The sequence below is a fragment of the Pseudomonas sp. S49 genome (genome assembly GCF_009866785.1).
Classification (GTDB): domain Bacteria; phylum Pseudomonadota; class Gammaproteobacteria; order Pseudomonadales; family Pseudomonadaceae; genus Aquipseudomonas.
In genome coordinates this window covers 6060348-6076363 of the sequence record NZ_CP019432.1, presented here as the reverse complement: position 1 = coordinate 6076363, position 16016 = coordinate 6060348, and the positions used below count along the sequence as shown (strand labels likewise).

Genomic DNA, 16016 nt, shown 5'->3' with positions numbered 1-16016 from the left:
GCGCCTGATAGATAGCTTTCGCGAGCAGGCTCGCTCCCACAGGGGATTTGTGAACAACACAGATCCAATGTGGGAGCGAGCCTGCTCGCGAGTGCGGCAACTCGGTTTTGACAGGGGCGCAGCGATCAGTCCGCCAATCCCATCACCCGCCGATAGAACTTCCACTCCTGCTCCAGCGCATGCGCCTGATTGGCCGCGCGGCGGAAGCCGTGGCGTTCGTCGGGATAGTAATGCGCTTCGACCGGGATGCCGTTGTTCTCGAGTGCCGTGACCATGTCGCGGGTTTGTTGCGGGACTACGACAGCGTCCAGTTCACCCTGAAAAAAGATTACCGGCACGCGGATATTGTTTGCGTGCAATAGCGGCGTGCGGGCGGCGTAGCGTTCGGCGTCTTGCTCGGGGTCACCGATCAGCCAGTCCAGATAATCACCTTCAAATTTGTGCGTTGCCCGAGCCAATGCAACCGGGTCGCTGACGCCGTACAAGCTCGCTCCGGCGCGGAAAACCTGTTTGAACGCCAGCGCACATAATGTGGTGTAGCCGCCTGCGCTGCCGCCACGAATGAATGCGCGTTCACCGTCGATCAAACCCTGCTCGGCGAGATAGTTCACCACCGCACAAGCATCCTCGACATCCACTTTACCCCAGCTCAGGTACAAGGCCTGCCGATATTCGCGGCCATAACCGCTGCTGCCGCGATAGTTGAGATCGGCGACGGCGAAGCCGCGTTGCGTCCAGTACTGAATGCGCGGATCAAGCATCGGGTAGCAGGCTGACGTAGGGCCGCCGTGAATGAAGACCACCAGCGGCGGTTTTGTCTCGCCGCTCATGGCTGGATAAAAGAATCCGTGAGCCTCGCCCGAACCGCTTGGGTAGCGCAGGGTTTGCGGACGGCTGATGCGTTCGGCGGGCAAGGGCGCCGCGCCGCCGGCCAGCACGTTCACTTCGCGCGTTGATCGATCAATGGCGATGACCGCCGAAGGACTGATCGGCGAGGCGGCGATGCAGTAGATAAATTGCGCATCCAAAGCCAAATGACGGAAGCGGCTGTAGTCGCCAGTGAAATCGTCATCGCCAAGCGTCAGACGCCCGAAACCACCTTCGCTCCAACTGGCTAAAACCAAATTTTCAACAGGCAACCAGGTGCAGCCGCCCAGTTGCCACGGTGCTGGCGCGTGATCGGCTTGCGCAGCAGGTAATGGCTCCAAACCGTCGGAAGTCTCAGCCCACGGCTGCCAGAATCCACCACGATCGGTCAGGCAATAAAGGCGATTTTCGGCATCGAATCGCGGTTGTTGAATGGATTCTTCAATCTCGGCGCCAGCCATGCATTGCGGCGTACCAAATGCACCGTCAGTCAAACGCTCAGCCACCATCAACCGGGTCGACGTCCACGGCTGATGCGGCCGGCTCCACTCGATCCACGCCAAACGCTGGCCATCCACACTGAGGGTTGGCGCCGCATAAAAATCCGCGCCTTCAGCCAATAAGTGCCGCTTCCCGTCAGCCAGATCTATTGCTACCAGCCGATGCTGATCGTGCTGTTCTTCGACCGCCAGCACTTGGCCGAAAGCAAAATGCAGATCGCCGTAACGACACTCACCCGAGGTCAGTGCTTCCGGCCTGCTACCGAGGTTCTGGCGGTATAACTGCTGATCCGCCTCAGCAACGAAAACCACCCCGTCAGGCGTCAGACAAAACGCGCCACCGCCATATTCGTACACGCGACTGCGCACACTGAAGCCATCCGGCGTCAGACATTTCGCCACGCCATCGCGCCAATGCCAGATCCGGCACGCGGCATCTTCCGGTCGATATTCATTCCAGAACAACCCGTTGGCGCCGAGCTGCAACTCGGCGAAGTCCATGCCGGCAGCGACGGCTTGCGAGGCGCTGAAAGGCTCAGCCCTTGGCGATGAGGCGTGAGTTTCGTTCATTGCGAAAGGCCAGTTGTTCGATGGTTTGAGTGGCGGTCTCGGCTTCTTCGCGGGCCTTGAGGATCACGCCGTGATGTTCGGATTTGCTGCACACCGGGTCGGCATTGCTCGCATCGCCGGTGAGCATGAACGCCTGGCAGCGGCAGCCGCCGAAGTCTTTTTCTTTCTCGTCGCAGGAGCGGCACGGCTCGGGCATCCAGTCGTAACCGCGAAAGCGGTTGAAGCCGAACGAGTCATACCAGATGTGCTGCATGCTGTGATCGCGCACATTGGGAAATTGCACCGGCAACTGTCGGGCGCCATGGCAGGGCAGGGCGGTGCCGTCCGGGGTGACTGTCAGAAAGATGCTGCCCCAGCCGTTCATGCAGGCTTTCGGGCGTTCTTCGTAGTAATCCGGGGTGACGAAAATCAGCTTGCACGGATGCCCTTCGGCTTCCAGTTTTGCGCGGTATTCGTTGGTGATGCGTTCCGCACGGACCAGTTGTTCCTTGGTCGGCAACAGGCCGACACGATTGAGCTGCGCCCAACCGTAGAACTGGCAGGTGGCGAGCTCGACGAAGTCGGCTTCGAGGGCAATGCACAGCTCGATGATGCGGTCGATCTTGTCGATGTTGTGCCGATGGGTGACGAAGTTCAGCACCATCGGATAGCCGTGGGCCTTCACCGCGCGGGCCATTTCCAGCTTCTGCGCGAAGGCTTTTTTCGAGCCTGCGAGCAGGTTGTTCACTTGCTCGTCGCTGGCCTGGAAACTGATCTGGATGTGATCGAGGCCGGCCTTCTTGAAGTCGCTGATTTTCTGTTCGGTCAGGCCGATGCCCGAAGTGATCAGGTTGGTGTAGAAACCCAACTGTCGCGCTTCATGAATCAGCTCGGCGAGATCCTGACGCACCAGCGGTTCGCCACCGGAAAAGCCCAATTGCGCCGCGCCCATCTCCCGCGCTTCGCGAAATACCTTGATCCATTGTTCTGTGGTCAGCTCTTTGCCCTGCTCGGCAAAATCCAGTGGATTGGAGCAGTACGGGCATTGCAGCGGGCAGCGGTAGGTCAGCTCGGCGAGCAGCCACAGCGGCAGGCCGACTTCAGGCTTGGCCGGCAGATCAGGCAAGTTCGATCCAGTGCTGCACACGGGCAACCTCCATGAATTGCTCGATGTCGTCACCGAGCTCGGGCACGCCGGGGAACTGCTCATCGAGTTTGGCAATGATTGCCGCGACATTGCTTTGACCGTCAATCAAGCCGCCGATCAGCGCGGCAGATTCATTGAGCTTGATCATGCCTTCCGGATAAAGCAGCACATGACCTTTTTGTGCCGGTTCGTACTGGAAGCGGTAGCCGGGACGCCAGGTCGGGACTTTGCTGCGGTCGAAACTCATAAGGTGATTCCTTTATGCCAGACCCGTTGTTCGGTGACGCTGTGATACGGCGGGCGGTTCAGTTCGTAGGCCATGCTCATGGCATCGAGCATGCTCCAAAGAATGTCCAGTTTGAACTGGAGAATTTCCAGCATGCGCTCCTGGCCTTCGCGGGTCTTGTAGTGCTCCAGCGTGATCGCCAGACCATGCTCGACATCACGCCGCGCCTGACCGAGGCGGGTGCGGAAGTATTCGTAACCGGCCGGGTCGATCCACGGGTAATGCTGCGGCCAGCTGTCGAGGCGCGACTGGTGAATCTGCGGCGCGAACAGTTCGGTCAACGAGCTGCTGGCGGCTTCCTGCCAACTGGCGCGACGGGCGAAGTTGACGTAGGCATCGACGGCGAAACGCACGCCGGGCAGCACCAGTTCCTGCGAGCGCAGTTGATCCGGGTCGAGACCGACCGCTTGACCGAGACGCAGCCAGGCTTCGATGCCGCCGTCTTCGCCGGGGGCGCCGTCGTGGTCGAGCAGGCGCTGAATCCACTCGCGGCGGATTTCCCGGTCCGGGCAATTGGCGAGGATCGCCGCGTCTTTCAGGGGGATGTTCACCTGATAGTAGAAGCGGTTGGCGACCCAGCCCTGAATCTGCTCGCGAGTGGCGCGGCCTTGGTACATCGCCACGTGGTAAGGGTGGTGGATGTGGTAGAAGGCGCCTTTGGCGCGCAGGGCCGCTTCGAATTCGGCCGGGGAAAGCGGGGTGTCGGTCATTGCGGTTCTCCGGGGAACAACCCTAGAAATATCTGGTGTCTGTGCCGGCCTTATCGCGAGCAGGCTCACTCCTACAGGTGATCGCATTCCAATGTAGGAGTGAGCCTGCTCGCGATAGACCGCCCAGCGGTCTCAAATGCTTACAGCACAATACTCATGCCATCGAACGCCACTTCAACATTACGCCGCGCCAGTTCCGCACGCTCCGGCGAATCCTCATCGAGAATCGGGTTGGTGTTGTTGATGTGGATAAGCACTTTGCGCTGCTCAGGCAACTGCTCCAGCACTTCCAGCATGCCGCCAGGTCCGTTCTGTGCCAGATGGCCCATCTCGCGACCGGTGCGAGTGCCGACGCCACGACGCTGCATTTCATCGTCATCCCACATCGTGCCGTCGACCAGCAGGCAATCGCTGCTCGCCATGATCTCCAGCAACGGCGCATCGACCTTGCCCAGACCCGGCGCATAGAACAATTTGCCGCCGGTGTTCAGGTCTTCAACGATCAAACCGATGTTGTCGCCTGGGTGCGGATCGAAGCGGTGCGGCGAGTACGGCGGCGCAGCACTGCGCAGTGGCAGCGGGGTGAAACGCAGGTTTGGGCACGCTGCCACGGTGAAGCTCTGGTCGAGTTCGATGCGATTCCAGTCCAGCCCGCCGTTCCAGTGGGTGAGCATCTTGAACAGCGGAAAACCGGTACTGAGGTCTTCGTGAACCATGTCCGTGCACCAGACCTGATGCGGGCAACCTTCGCGCAGACTGAGCAGGCCGGTGGTGTGGTCGATCTGGCTGTCCATCAGGATGATCGCGCTGATGCCGGTGTCACGCAGGGCGCGGCCCGGTTGCATCGGGGCGAAGCTTTGCAGCTGCGCGCGGATGTCCGGCGAGGCATTGCACAACACCCAGTTCACGCCGTCATCGGAAATCGCGATGGACGATTGGGTGCGGGCCTTGGCATTCAGGCTGCCGTCGCGAAAGCCTGCGCAATTGACGCAGTTGCAGTTCCACTGCGGAAAACCGCCGCCAGCGGCCGAACCCAGAATCTGGACGAACATGAACACTCCATCATTTCAACGCGGAAAATAAAACGCCTCGGCGAGCCGAGGCGTTGCACTGCAATTCTACGTAAGCAGAACTCAGCGGCTGGCGAAGTACATGGTGACTTCGAAGCCGATACGCAGGTCGGTGTAAGCAGGTTTTGTCCAGGACATGGTGTGTCTCCTCAGGGTGGGTGGGATAGCGCTGTCCATAGTTATAGTCCACGGCAGCGCAGAGATGTTCCAAATAGTTAGGCTGCTATGTTACTCAAAATTTCACCGGGATTGCCCGTGAATCTTTGAGAAAGCTCCTTTCAGCCTCGGTAATGATCAATTTGCCGCTTGCCATGGGGTTTCGGGCGCTGGATCGCTGGCGAGGCAGAGCCAGCCGCCTTCGGCGTTGATCAGGCGCTGTGTAGCGCTGAGCAGTGCCTGGCGATCCAGTTGGCCGATGGCAGCAATCAGTTGCTCAAGATAATCCGACGAGTGGCCCGTGAGCCTGGCCTGCCAGAGCAATTCGGCTGCATCTTTGCCGGCCAGCGTGGCGTCGTCGAATTGATCGACGAGGTTTTGCCGGTGTTGGCTGAGGCTGGCTTCATCAAGCTGTTCGATCAGCGCGGGAATGCCGTTGAGAAACTGTTGAATGTGTTCAAGCAACTCCGCAGGTTTGGCACTTGGCGATTGCACGCCGAACAGCAGACTGGTTTGACCCTGGATCTGCCGCAGCGCACTGAACACGGCGTAGCCCAATTGCAGTTCGATGCGCAAACGCTGATAGAACGGTGTCTGGCACAGTTGCGCGAGCATTCGCCACGCTGCCTCGTCTGTGATGTCACGGCTGGCGGTTGGGCAATGCAGCAGCAAGGCATGTTCGCTGGATGCGGAATCGATGTGGCGCCAGTGCTTTTGCGCGAAGATCACTGTTGGCCCGGGCAACTGATTGTCCGGGATCCCGGGTATGCGGCTCAGGGCCAGGCCCATGGCGGATTGCGTTGGTTGGTTGAGGCCCAGTGCGAGGCCGTCCCAGCGCGAAGTTGTCCACAGGTGTTTGGCGTCATCGCCGGTTTTTGCTGGTTGCAGAACGTGTTCCGGCAGTGCTTTAAGCAGTTGGCGGATGGCGACAAGCGGCGTTTCCGGCTCGCTGCGCGGGGAATCCGCATCAACTTGCGTCAGACATTTCAGCGCGTGCTCGAGGACGCTGGGCATCGGCTCTTGCAGACCGGTGAGCTTCAGCAGCCATTGATTGCCAGTGGCGCTAAAAGACAAATCGACCCCGGCCTCACGCGCATCTTGCAGAATGAGCCGAAGACTGCGTTGCAACCTTGAGAGCAGATCAGCGCTGGCTGCCGCTTCCACCTGCCAACGCAGGTAGATCGCGCCGTCATCGCCGCTGTCCGGCAAAGCCTGGCTGAACTGCATCGGCGAGCGTTCGCGGCGTCCGCGCGAGCGATCCTGAGCAAATGTACGCAGGCCTCGGTGGGCGCTGGTCTGGCCGCGAATCAGCCCGGCATTGGCCAAAGCTTCACTGGCGCGCAGGAATGGATTGGCGGCAGGCAGGTGCCAGTGAGCACTGAAGTTATCCACAGTGCCGATTTCGCGGAGTATCTGTGTAAGTGCTTCAACGCCGGCATCGGACAGGCCGTTTTCCAGCTGCTCACTGTCGAGCCGTGCCAGTTGCAGTGCGCCGCTCACTTGCTGCCGACGTTGAAGCAGGGCTGCGTATTCTTTGTGCAGTGACGTCCAATCCTGCTGAGCAAAGAAGCTCAACCAATCGAGCAGTTGTTCGCGAATGGCTACTAGCGATTCGGTGGGAGCGGTGAATTCCAGGTGCAGCAAGGCTTGTCCGACAAAGTGATAAACCGGCGCCGCGTTTAATCCATTCGCCAGTTTTTGCTGCTGCAAATGCGCGAGCAATCCGCCGGGCTTGGCGCTGTTCAACCAATGGCAAAGAAACGCCAAAGCTTCGGTGGACGATTCAGGCAGGGCATCGAAGGCAAACATCAGATTGGCGCACTGCTCATCGACCTGTTGATAACTTTTCACCGCCAGCGGCAGGGGCGCAGCCTGCATAACTTTATCCCCAGCCGGTAACGCCGCCGCGAATTGCTCCGCCAGCAATTTCAATTCTTCAAGGCTCTGTGGCCCGACCAGACTCAAGGTCATCTGCCCGGTCTGATAAAACTGTTGGTGGAAATCTTTCAACGCCTGCTGAAATGCCGGATCTTCAACCTTCAGGCTGTCCCGGTTACCCGCGTGAAACCCGCGCAGTGGATGGTCTGCTGGTAAACCTTCATACAACGCAAACTGCCGCTGCGCCGCAGGATCCTGCGACCAGGCGACAAATTCCGCCTGCAACACTTCGCGTTCGCGCAACTGATCGTCCAGATTCATACGCGGCCTGGCGAGCATGTCTGACAGACGCTCCAGGCCACCGCTGAATACTCGGTTCGGCAACTCAAAGAAAAAGTCTGTAGCGCGTTCACGCGTGCTGGCATTTACTTGCCCACCGTGACCTTGCACGTAAGCCATCAGCCCTTCGCCCGTGGGAAAACGCTCGGTGCCGAGAAACAGCAAATGCTCAAGAAAATGCGCCAGCCCCGGCCACGCCAGCGGCACGTCATGGCTACCGGCGGCCACGCGCAAAGCAGCCGCGCAGCGCTTCAGGTCAGGCACATGACGCAGGGTCACGCGCAAGCCGTTGGCCAGGGTTTCAGTGTGGGGGCAGGGGTGGGTCGGCGCAGGCATGGGCACTTCCAGAACAGTGAAGTGCCAATGCTAGCGGATTAGCGCTGGTTGAGCGCGCCGTAAAGCTCCGGGCGGCGATCACTGAGGTAGCGATTGGCGGCGCGTGAGTCGAGCATCAACTGCCGATCGAGTTCGCCGATGATCAGCGCTTCGTCGAGTCCGGCCTGGGCGATACGGCTGCCATCCGGTGCGGCGAGGCTGCTTTGCCCGCAATAATGGATGTCGCCTTCGCTGCCGCAATAGTTGGCGTAGGCCACGTAGCACTGGTTTTCGAAGGCGCGCGAACGCACGGTGACGTCGGCGACGAAATCGAACGGAATCATGTTCGCCGTTGGCACCAGAATCAGTTCGGCGCCAGCGAGTGCCAGACGTCGGGTGTTTTCCGGAAACTCGAGGTCGTAGCAGATCAGGAAACCGAGTTTCCAGCCGTTGAGTTCGACGATGGGGAAGTCATCATCGCCCGGACTGAACATCGAGCGATCCAGATCACCGAACAGATGCGTCTTGCGGTAATTGCACAGGCGCTCACCGTGCGAATCGATCAACTGCACGGCGTTGTAAATCTGCCCATCGGCGGTGCGCTCGGGATAACCATACGCAATAGCCAAACCGGCAGCCTTGGCGATCCGGCCGATCTGCTGCGCCCATTCGCCGTTGTAGACCTCGGCCAGTGTACTCACCGCTTCGGCGCCAATGTTGTAGCCGGTCATGAACATCTCCGGCAACACCAGCAGGTCGGCGCCCTTGGCCTCCATCGCCAGTTGATGCAGGCGTTGCAGGTTGGCGGCGGGGTCCAGGGGCAGCGGTGGACATTGGTAAAGGGCTACACGCATCAGGGATTCCTCTTACTCGGGCAGGGCGATAGGGCCGATGTCTTTGAACACATCACCCGGGCCCGGGTTCGTTTTATGTGTCGCGCCGCCAAAATGCTTCATGATCCCCCAAACCGCGTTGAGCGAAGTCTGCACCGCGCCTTCAACCCATGCCGGCGTCCACGAAACGTCGTCGCCGGCGATAAAGATCCCACGCTGCTCGGCGGGCATGTCGTCCTGCATGAAGTGCGCGTACATGCGCTGGTTGTAGCGGTAGTGGCCGGGCAGCGCGCCCTTGAATGCACCGAGGAAGTACGGGTCAGCTTCCCACGACACGGTGATCGGATCACCGATGATCCGCGCAGCGATATCGACTTTCGGGTAGATCTTTTTCAACGCATTCAACGCCAGCTCAACGCGCTTTTCCACCGGATGCGGAAGCATCTTCAAAGCGTCGCTCATCCACGAATAGGAAAGGCAGATCACGCCCGGCTTGTCGTCGCCGTTGTCGAACAGATAGGTGCCGCGGGTCAGGCGATCGGTGAGGGTCATGCTCATCAGGTCGCGGCCGGTTTCCGGGTCCTTGTCCTTCCAGAACGGCCGGTCGACCATCACGAATGTCTTCGACGACTGCATGTAGCGCGTGCGGTCGAGGGCCATCCACATCTTCTGCGAGAACAGGGTTTCGTCGCATTCAATCTGCGTGGTCAGCAGCCAGCTCTGGCACGTGGTCAGCACGGCGGCGTATTCGCGGGTGTCGCCGTTGTTGTCGGTGACCGCGAAACGGCCATCTGGCGCGTGGGCGATTTTCTTCACGCCGGAACGCGGTGCGCCACGGTGCAGGGATTTCAGGCTGGTGCCTTCAGGCCAGTGCACGCAGCGTTCCGGCACATGGCGCCAGATGCCTTGTGGGACTTGTTCGACGCCGCCGACCACCAAGTGCTGGTGATCGTCACAGTTGGTCATCACCACACGGAAGATTTCCAGCATCGAATTGGGGAAGTCCGAGTCCCAGCCGCCGGTACCGAAACCAACCTGACCGAACACTTCGCGATGATGGAACGACAGCTTGGCGAAGGCCTCGGAGGTGGCGACGAAGTCATAGAACGTGCGGTCGTCCCACAGCGGCACCAAGGTATTCCACAACTCTTTCAGGCGCGGCACATCGCGGTCGCGAATGGCTTGCTGGATATCGGCGAACTGCGAGCCGGCTTCCAGGGCATCCGCCCAGGCGTCAGCCACTTCCTGGAACAGTGCAGGAAGATCCGCCAGTTTCTGTGCGTAATGGGTTTTGCCTTCCAGATCGATCACGGTGCTGCCGGAGGCCGGCGTCAGCGGGTTCGGGAACGGTTTGGTCTCAAGGCCGAGCTTGTCGACGTAGTGATAGAACGCGGTGGAGGACACCGGGAAACGCATGCCGCCCAGTTCCGCGACGATGCCGTCCGTGCCGTTGAACGCCTGCGAGCGCAGACGACCACCGAGTTTCGAGGCCTCGTAAACCACCGGTTTCAGTCCGAGCTTCATCAGCTCGTAAGCGGCCACCAGACCGGCGATGCCGGCGCCGACAATCGCCACTTCGGCGCCGTGGTTGTGCTCAGGAATAGTACCGAGACCGGCCGGGTGTTCGATCCAGTCGTCAAAGGCGAACGGAAAGTCCGGACCGAAAATGGTGACTGGTTTCTTACCGTCTGCAGGATGGCGATTGTTCTTGTTCATGGCTGACCTTGCTGGCGACCCGACGCAGGATGCGCGTCTGAGTATAGGAAAAGATGCCAGCCATTCTAGGGAGCGTAGAACACGTTAATAAGACGCAAAGTGTCGTCGTTTTGACAAATTAACGATCAATATGACGATTTGAGGCTGCAGACCGACCAAAAGTGGGAGCGAGCCTGTTCGCGAAGACGCACTGAAATTCACCCGAGAAGCCCGATCAAAATCTTAAACCGGCTGCCCCCGATCAATCTTGCTACTCAAAATGATCGACGTCGTGGTTTTCTCCACCCCGTCCACGCTGCCAATCTGATCGAGCAACTGATCCAGTTGCTCCGGCGAATCCGTACGCAACCACGCCACATAATCAAACTCGCCACTCACCGCACACAGTTGCTGCACCTGCGCCATCGCACTCAACCGGCGCACCACGTCCTTGCCGGAACGCGGCTGCACCTTGATCCCGACGTAGGCTTGCAAGCCACCATCGACCACGCGTTGACCCAGACGCACGCCATAGCCGGTGATCACTTTGGCTTTTTCCAGGCGCGCCAGTCGCGACGTCACGGTGGTGCGGGCAATGCCCAATTGCCGGGCGAGCATGGCAACGCTTTCGCGGGCGTTGATTTGCAGGGCGGCGATCAGCTGACGGTCGATTTCATCGAGCACGGGCGGGCGGGTGTCTGGCAAGGGTGCGGCTCCATGGGTGTGGGGGCGGTGAGTACGCATGTTACAGACACTGTCAGCAACACGCTTGCAGGCGATGTTTGAATTGTTCACCCAAGAATCGATGGCATCGTTGCGCTGAAACAATACATCGGATATTTGATTTGACTTGGTTGGCCTATTTATCAAAAATGCCAGCAAGAGCGCGAAATCCGCTGCCTTGCAGGGCATTAGTGGACGTAGGTACCTCAGCGATGCTGCAACATCGGTGTAAGGTGAGACCTCTTCATCCCATTTCCTGAGGATGCAAATATCAGGATTCAAAATATCAAGGGCAGCCAAATGGCTGCCCTTTTCTTTGTCTTCAAGAATGTACCGCTTGTACAAAAGTTCGCCTTGGCGGTGTTTGTTCATCGCTCTGGCGGGAGCGTGCATGAAGTTCCAGAGGACATGCCCGTTTCGCACATCGACCACGACAAGCATGTCGTTTTTTGCCTCGTAGGCGTTAATGAATGCCATTCGGTATCCGCCGTTATCGTAGAGAACTTTCCATATTTCAAAAGGTCCCGTCAGCGTATCTATGGCATGTCGAACATAACGTTCTCGGGAATCTGGACGTTTCTCGACGATGTGGGCCAGTTTGTCTCTCAGGACCGTGACGTTCCCGATGGGTGTGAGGATGGTAACGGCCAATAATGACTCGTCGACAAACCCAAAGTGATCCGAGAGGATTTTGAGCGCGCCTTCTGCGTTCTCAGCCCTTTTAACCTCTTCTATCGCGGCCGACCGAAGTTCTCTTGATAAGGTTCTGAGATCGGGTAAGGCGAGGTCGATCCAGGTTTGCTGGTCGGCTGCTTCCTTTATCAGTGGCGCAGCATTCACGAGCATGAAATCGATCCTGGACTGGCGGAGGCGTCCGGAGATTACTCGTCTGGAGAAACGGTCAACAACGCGCGGAGAGGGGAGAAAACTTAGTTTGGGAACATTCCTACAGATCTTGCGGTTGTATTCCTAACAATGGCCTTCCGTACATTACGCTCGCCAAGACGTCGAACCCTAATCCATCGCCCAAGAAAAAGCCGCGCATTTAGCGCGGCTTTCAATTTGGTGGGCCCACACGGACTTGAACCGTGGACCAAAGGATTATGAGTCCTCTGCTCTAACCAACTGAGCTATAGGCCCTCAGTAGGTCGCGGATTATAGCGACGGTTTCTCGGCTGTGCTATCCGAATAATCCGATACGGTTACACGAAGAAACGTTGCTGCGAATTCTTCTGGTGGTAACGGCAGGCTGACAATGTAGCCCTGGATCTGCTCGCAACCTTCAGCGGCGAGGAATTGTTGTTGCGCCTGGGTTTCCACGCCCTCGGCGATGACCGTGAATTGCATGCTCCGTCCCAGCGCGATGATGGCTCGGACAATGGCCGCGTCGTGGGGGTCGTCGGGCAATCCGCGGACAAACGACTGGTCGATTTTGAGGATATCCAGCGGCAGGCGCTTGAGGTAACTGAGCGAGGAATATCCGGTACCGAAATCATCGATCGCCAGTTGTACGCCGAGGTGTTTGAGCTGGTGCAACACGGCCAGCGCCTCTTCGGCCTGACTCATGATGAAATTCTCGGTAATTTCCAGTTGCAGTAAATCCGGCTGCAGGTGGTTGTCGTTGAGCAGTTGTTCGATGCGCCCAAGCAGATTCGGTTGACGCAGTTGCGCGCCGGCGAGGTTTACCGAGAGTGGGCCGAGGCTGTCGTAGATCTGATTCCACTCGAACATTTGCCGGCACGCGGTCTCCAGCACCCAGTCACCGATCTGCAGGATCATGCCGTTTTCTTCGGCCAACGGAATGAAGTGCTCTGGCGGTACGTCGCCGAAAGTCGGGTGACGCCAGCGAATCAGCGCCTCTGCACCGACCAGGCGATGATCGTCGAGGCTGATTTTCGGCTGGTAGTAGAGAAACAGTTCATCGCGCTCGATAGCCCGGCGCAGTTCGTGTTCCAGCGCGATGCGCTCGCTGGCCTGGGCCGTGAGGTCGCGGGTGTAGCTCTCGACGCGGTTGCGGCCCTTGGCCTTGGAGCGGTACATGGCTGCGTCGGCGTTTTTCACCAGTGTGGCGACGTCGCAACCGTCCCGTGGATAGAGGCTGGTGCCGATGCTGGCGCTGATGAAGAACTCATGCTCGCCAGCCTGGAACGGCGCACCAAAGCAGTTGAGCAGTTTGGTGGCAATGTTGTCGGCATCACTGGCCTGTTGCAGGCCGGGCAGCAGAATGATGAATTCGTCACCGCCCAGACGCGCCACGGTATCGATGTCGCGCAGTTGCTCTTTCAGGCGCACGGCGATGCCCTTGAGCAGCAGGTCGCCGACCGGATGGCCGAGGCTGTCATTGATGTGTTTGAAGCGGTCGAGATCGAGAAACAGCACGGCGCCCTGACCGCCGTTTTCCTGCTGACTGTTCAGTGCCATCAACAGGCGGTTTTCGAACAGTGTGCGGTTCGGCAGGCCGGTGAGCGGGTCGTGGTGTGCCTGATAGTCGAGTTTGGCTTGCGCATGCTTGAGACTGGAGATGTCGGCAAATACCGCGACAAAGTGAGTAATGAACTTGTCGCGGTTGCGCACAGCACTGATGGTCAGCCAGCTCGGGTACAACTCGCCGTTCTTGCGCCGGTTGGAGATCTCGCCTTGCCAGTGACCTTCGTCGGTCAACTGGTGCCACATTGCCGCGTAAAAGGCGCTGTCGTGCAGGCCGGAGGCGAGCAGGCGCGGCGTATGGCCGAGCGCTTCGCTTTCGCTGTAACCGGTAATCTCGGTAAAGGCGCGATTGACCGCACTGATGTGCTGTTGAGTGTCAGTGATCAACACGCCCTCAGCGGTGCTTTCGAACACGGTGGCGGCCTGTTGCAGTTTTTCCTGCATCAGATGGCGCTCGGTGATGTCCCGGGCGATGGTCAGCATGCAGTCTTCTTCACCGATCGGCAGCGGACGGCTGGAGACTTCACAGAGGCGAATCTGCCCGTCACTGCGGCGGATATGGCAGGTGAAGTCACGGACGAAGCCGTCGCGATGCAACAGATCGAGCATCTGTTTACGCTCGTTGAGGTTGACCCAGATGCCCAGATCCAGCGCCGAGCGATCCACCGACATGGCGCTATTGAAACCGGTGATACGACTGAAACCTTCGTTGACCTCCAGCAGCAAGCCATCGCTCTGGCGCGATAACAACAAACCGTCCGGTGAGGCATGGAAGGCTTTGGCGAACTTCTCCTCGGAGGTTTGCAGTTGCTGCTGGGTTTCCTTGAGCTGGGTGATGTCACGTACAACGACCACCAAGGCTGGCGTGGTATCCAGATCAAACGGCTCGGCGGAAATCAGGCCGGTGAACAACTGGCCGTTGTTGCGGCGAAAGGGCATCTCCAGATTGCGAATACTGCCCGCCTGCAAACGCTGCAGCAGCCCCGGACCGACGCCGGGAATGCCCCAGATATTGAGGTCGGTCGCCGTTTGCCCCAGCACTTCCTCGGCTTTCAGCCCGATCTGTTCTTCAAACGCTTCGTTGACCTCCAGCAGGCAGCCATCGGACAGCCGTGCAATCACCAGAATGTCCGGGCATTGCTGGAAGACCGAGGCGAATTTCTGTTCCGAAAGCCGCAGCGCCTCTTCAGTGCGCTTGATTTCGCTGATGTCGATCATCAAGCCGCGCATCACCGGCTCATGACCGTGTTCGATCAGGCTGACGATGTCGCGCACCCACAAACAACGGCCGTCAGCGGTGATGACACGATAATCGACGATGTGATCGCGACCCTCGCGCAGGGCTTCTTTGCAGTAACTTTGCGTGCGAGTCAGATCGGCCGGATGAATGATGTTGTGCCAGAAACCGGGGATCAGCCAATGGGATTGCGGGTAGCCGAGCAAGTCTTCGGCGTGGGGCGACACATAGCTGTAGGTGAAGTCGCTCATCCGCGCTTCCCAAGCAATCGCCGACAGACTCTCGACCAGGCCGCGATAGTGGTATTCGCTGCTGCGCAATTCCTGTTCGAGGTCGATGCGTCGGGCGATTTCCGAACTCAGGCGGCGGTTGATGCGGATTACCACGGCGAGAATCGTCACCAACAACAACAGCCCCGGTAAACCGTAGATCAGCAGGTCCGACCAGAATGTCCGGTGATCAAGGACGTTGCCGACCCAATGCTCCTGAATGCTGCTGATTTCATCCGGGCTCATGTCGGCCAGCACTTTGTCGAGAATCCCCACCAGTACCTTGTTGTCACGGGGCACGGCCATCGCCAGTTGGTAGCGATAAGGGGTTTCGCCGCTGACGTACAAACCGTCGAGCTTGAGCTGACGCAGGCTCCAGACACTGGAAGCGAGGTCGCCGACAACGGCGTCCACTTCGTCGGTCGCCAGCGCTTGCAATGCCGAACTGACATTCGGCATAGCCACCAGATTCAGATCAGGGTGATGGGTGCGCAGCAGTTCGTGGGGTGCATAGTTTTCCACCACGGCGATCTTCAAGCCGTACAGGTCGTCGAGCTTGCGTGGTTGCGCGCCGCCGATGTGGGCGAGGATGACGATCGGGAAGTCGAGATAAGGGCGGGTGAACGACAGGTAGGTCTGGCGTTCAGGGGTGGACATGATGCCGGGTAGAAGGTCGATCTTGCCCGACTTCACTTGTTCCAGCACCACCGTCCAGCTCACCGGTTCGATGGGGGTCAATTTGATCGCCAGGCGTTGGCGAATCACGTCGATATAGTCGGCCGCCAGGCCCTGATAGCGGTTCTGATCGTCGCGAAATTCAAAGGGCGGCCACGACGCATCGACACCCAGGCGCAAGTCCGGGTGAGCCGCCAGCCAGCTACGTTCTTCATCGGTCAGAGTCAGCGCGTCAGCCGTTGCGGTCCAGATCATCAGTGACAGCAAAAAAAGCACGGACGCCAATCTGGGCATAACGCTCTCGTTATGGCTCGGGGATGATTGTTTCGAGTGTAGACGG

Annotated in this window: 11 protein-coding genes, 1 tRNA gene and 1 pseudogene; all 13 read right to left on the bottom strand. The window is 59.0% G+C overall.

Annotated features, from left to right (window positions below):
* Positions 1-125 precede the first annotated feature (125 nt).
* The 13 genes and pseudogenes from PspS49_RS26960 to PspS49_RS26900 all read right to left on the bottom strand — a co-directional run bounded on the left by PspS49_RS26960 (position 126) and on the right by PspS49_RS26900 (position 15970).
* Positions 126-1937 carry a S9 family peptidase gene (locus tag PspS49_RS26960; protein WP_160042088.1) on the bottom strand — a complete coding sequence of 604 codons (1812 nt, stop codon included), beginning with the start codon at positions 1935-1937 and terminating at the stop codon, positions 126-128.
* Complete coding sequence (gene pqqE, locus PspS49_RS26955; protein ID WP_174245091.1) at positions 1903-3042, bottom strand: pyrroloquinoline quinone biosynthesis protein PqqE; 1140 nt, start codon at positions 3040-3042, stop codon at positions 1903-1905. The genes PspS49_RS26960 and pqqE overlap by 35 nt, the downstream gene beginning before the upstream one ends.
* The gene (gene pqqD, locus PspS49_RS26950; protein ID WP_160042084.1) at positions 3035-3310 is read right to left on the bottom strand and encodes a pyrroloquinoline quinone biosynthesis peptide chaperone PqqD; all 276 of its coding nucleotides are present in this window, start codon (positions 3308-3310) and stop codon (positions 3035-3037) included. Before pqqD ends, pqqE begins: the two co-directional genes overlap by 8 nt.
* A complete protein-coding gene (pqqC, locus tag PspS49_RS26945; protein WP_150749678.1) occupies positions 3307-4059 on the bottom strand; it encodes a pyrroloquinoline-quinone synthase PqqC in 753 nt (250 codons plus the stop codon). Before pqqC ends, pqqD begins: the two co-directional genes overlap by 4 nt.
* Before the next feature lie 140 nt (positions 4060-4199).
* Complete coding sequence (pqqB, locus tag PspS49_RS26940) at positions 4200-5111, bottom strand: pyrroloquinoline quinone biosynthesis protein PqqB (RefSeq protein ID WP_093429954.1); 912 nt, start codon at positions 5109-5111, stop codon at positions 4200-4202.
* 81 nt (positions 5112-5192) lie between these two features.
* On the bottom strand, positions 5193-5267 hold the full coding sequence (gene pqqA / locus PspS49_RS26935; protein ID WP_003422658.1) for a pyrroloquinoline quinone precursor peptide PqqA: 75 nt from the start codon (positions 5265-5267) through the stop codon (positions 5193-5195).
* A gap of 156 nt (positions 5268-5423) precedes the next feature.
* The gene (gene pqqF, locus PspS49_RS26930; protein WP_160042082.1) at positions 5424-7838 is read right to left on the bottom strand and encodes a pyrroloquinoline quinone biosynthesis protein PqqF; all 2415 of its coding nucleotides are present in this window, start codon (positions 7836-7838) and stop codon (positions 5424-5426) included.
* Positions 7839-7876: 38 nt separating this feature from the next.
* Positions 7877-8671 carry a carbon-nitrogen hydrolase family protein gene (locus PspS49_RS26925; protein WP_127930009.1) on the bottom strand — a complete coding sequence of 265 codons (795 nt, stop codon included), beginning with the start codon at positions 8669-8671 and terminating at the stop codon, positions 7877-7879.
* 12 nt (positions 8672-8683) lie between these two features.
* Positions 8684-10366 carry an NAD(P)/FAD-dependent oxidoreductase gene (locus PspS49_RS26920; RefSeq protein WP_127930008.1) on the bottom strand — a complete coding sequence of 561 codons (1683 nt, stop codon included), beginning with the start codon at positions 10364-10366 and terminating at the stop codon, positions 8684-8686.
* 222 nt (positions 10367-10588) lie between these two features.
* On the bottom strand, positions 10589-11050 hold the full coding sequence (locus PspS49_RS26915; RefSeq protein ID WP_160042596.1) for an Lrp/AsnC family transcriptional regulator: 462 nt from the start codon (positions 11048-11050) through the stop codon (positions 10589-10591).
* A 366-nt stretch (positions 11051-11416) separates the two neighbouring features.
* A pseudogene (locus tag PspS49_RS26910) lies at positions 11417-11914 on the bottom strand (PBECR2 nuclease fold domain-containing protein); the annotation flags it as partial.
* 217 nt (positions 11915-12131) lie between these two features.
* A tRNA-Ile gene (locus PspS49_RS26905) sits at positions 12132-12208 on the bottom strand.
* Between the two features lie 15 nt (positions 12209-12223).
* Positions 12224-15970, bottom strand: a complete 3747-nt coding sequence (locus PspS49_RS26900; protein ID WP_160042080.1) for an EAL domain-containing protein — start codon at positions 15968-15970, stop codon at positions 12224-12226.
* Positions 15971-16016 lie beyond the last annotated feature (46 nt).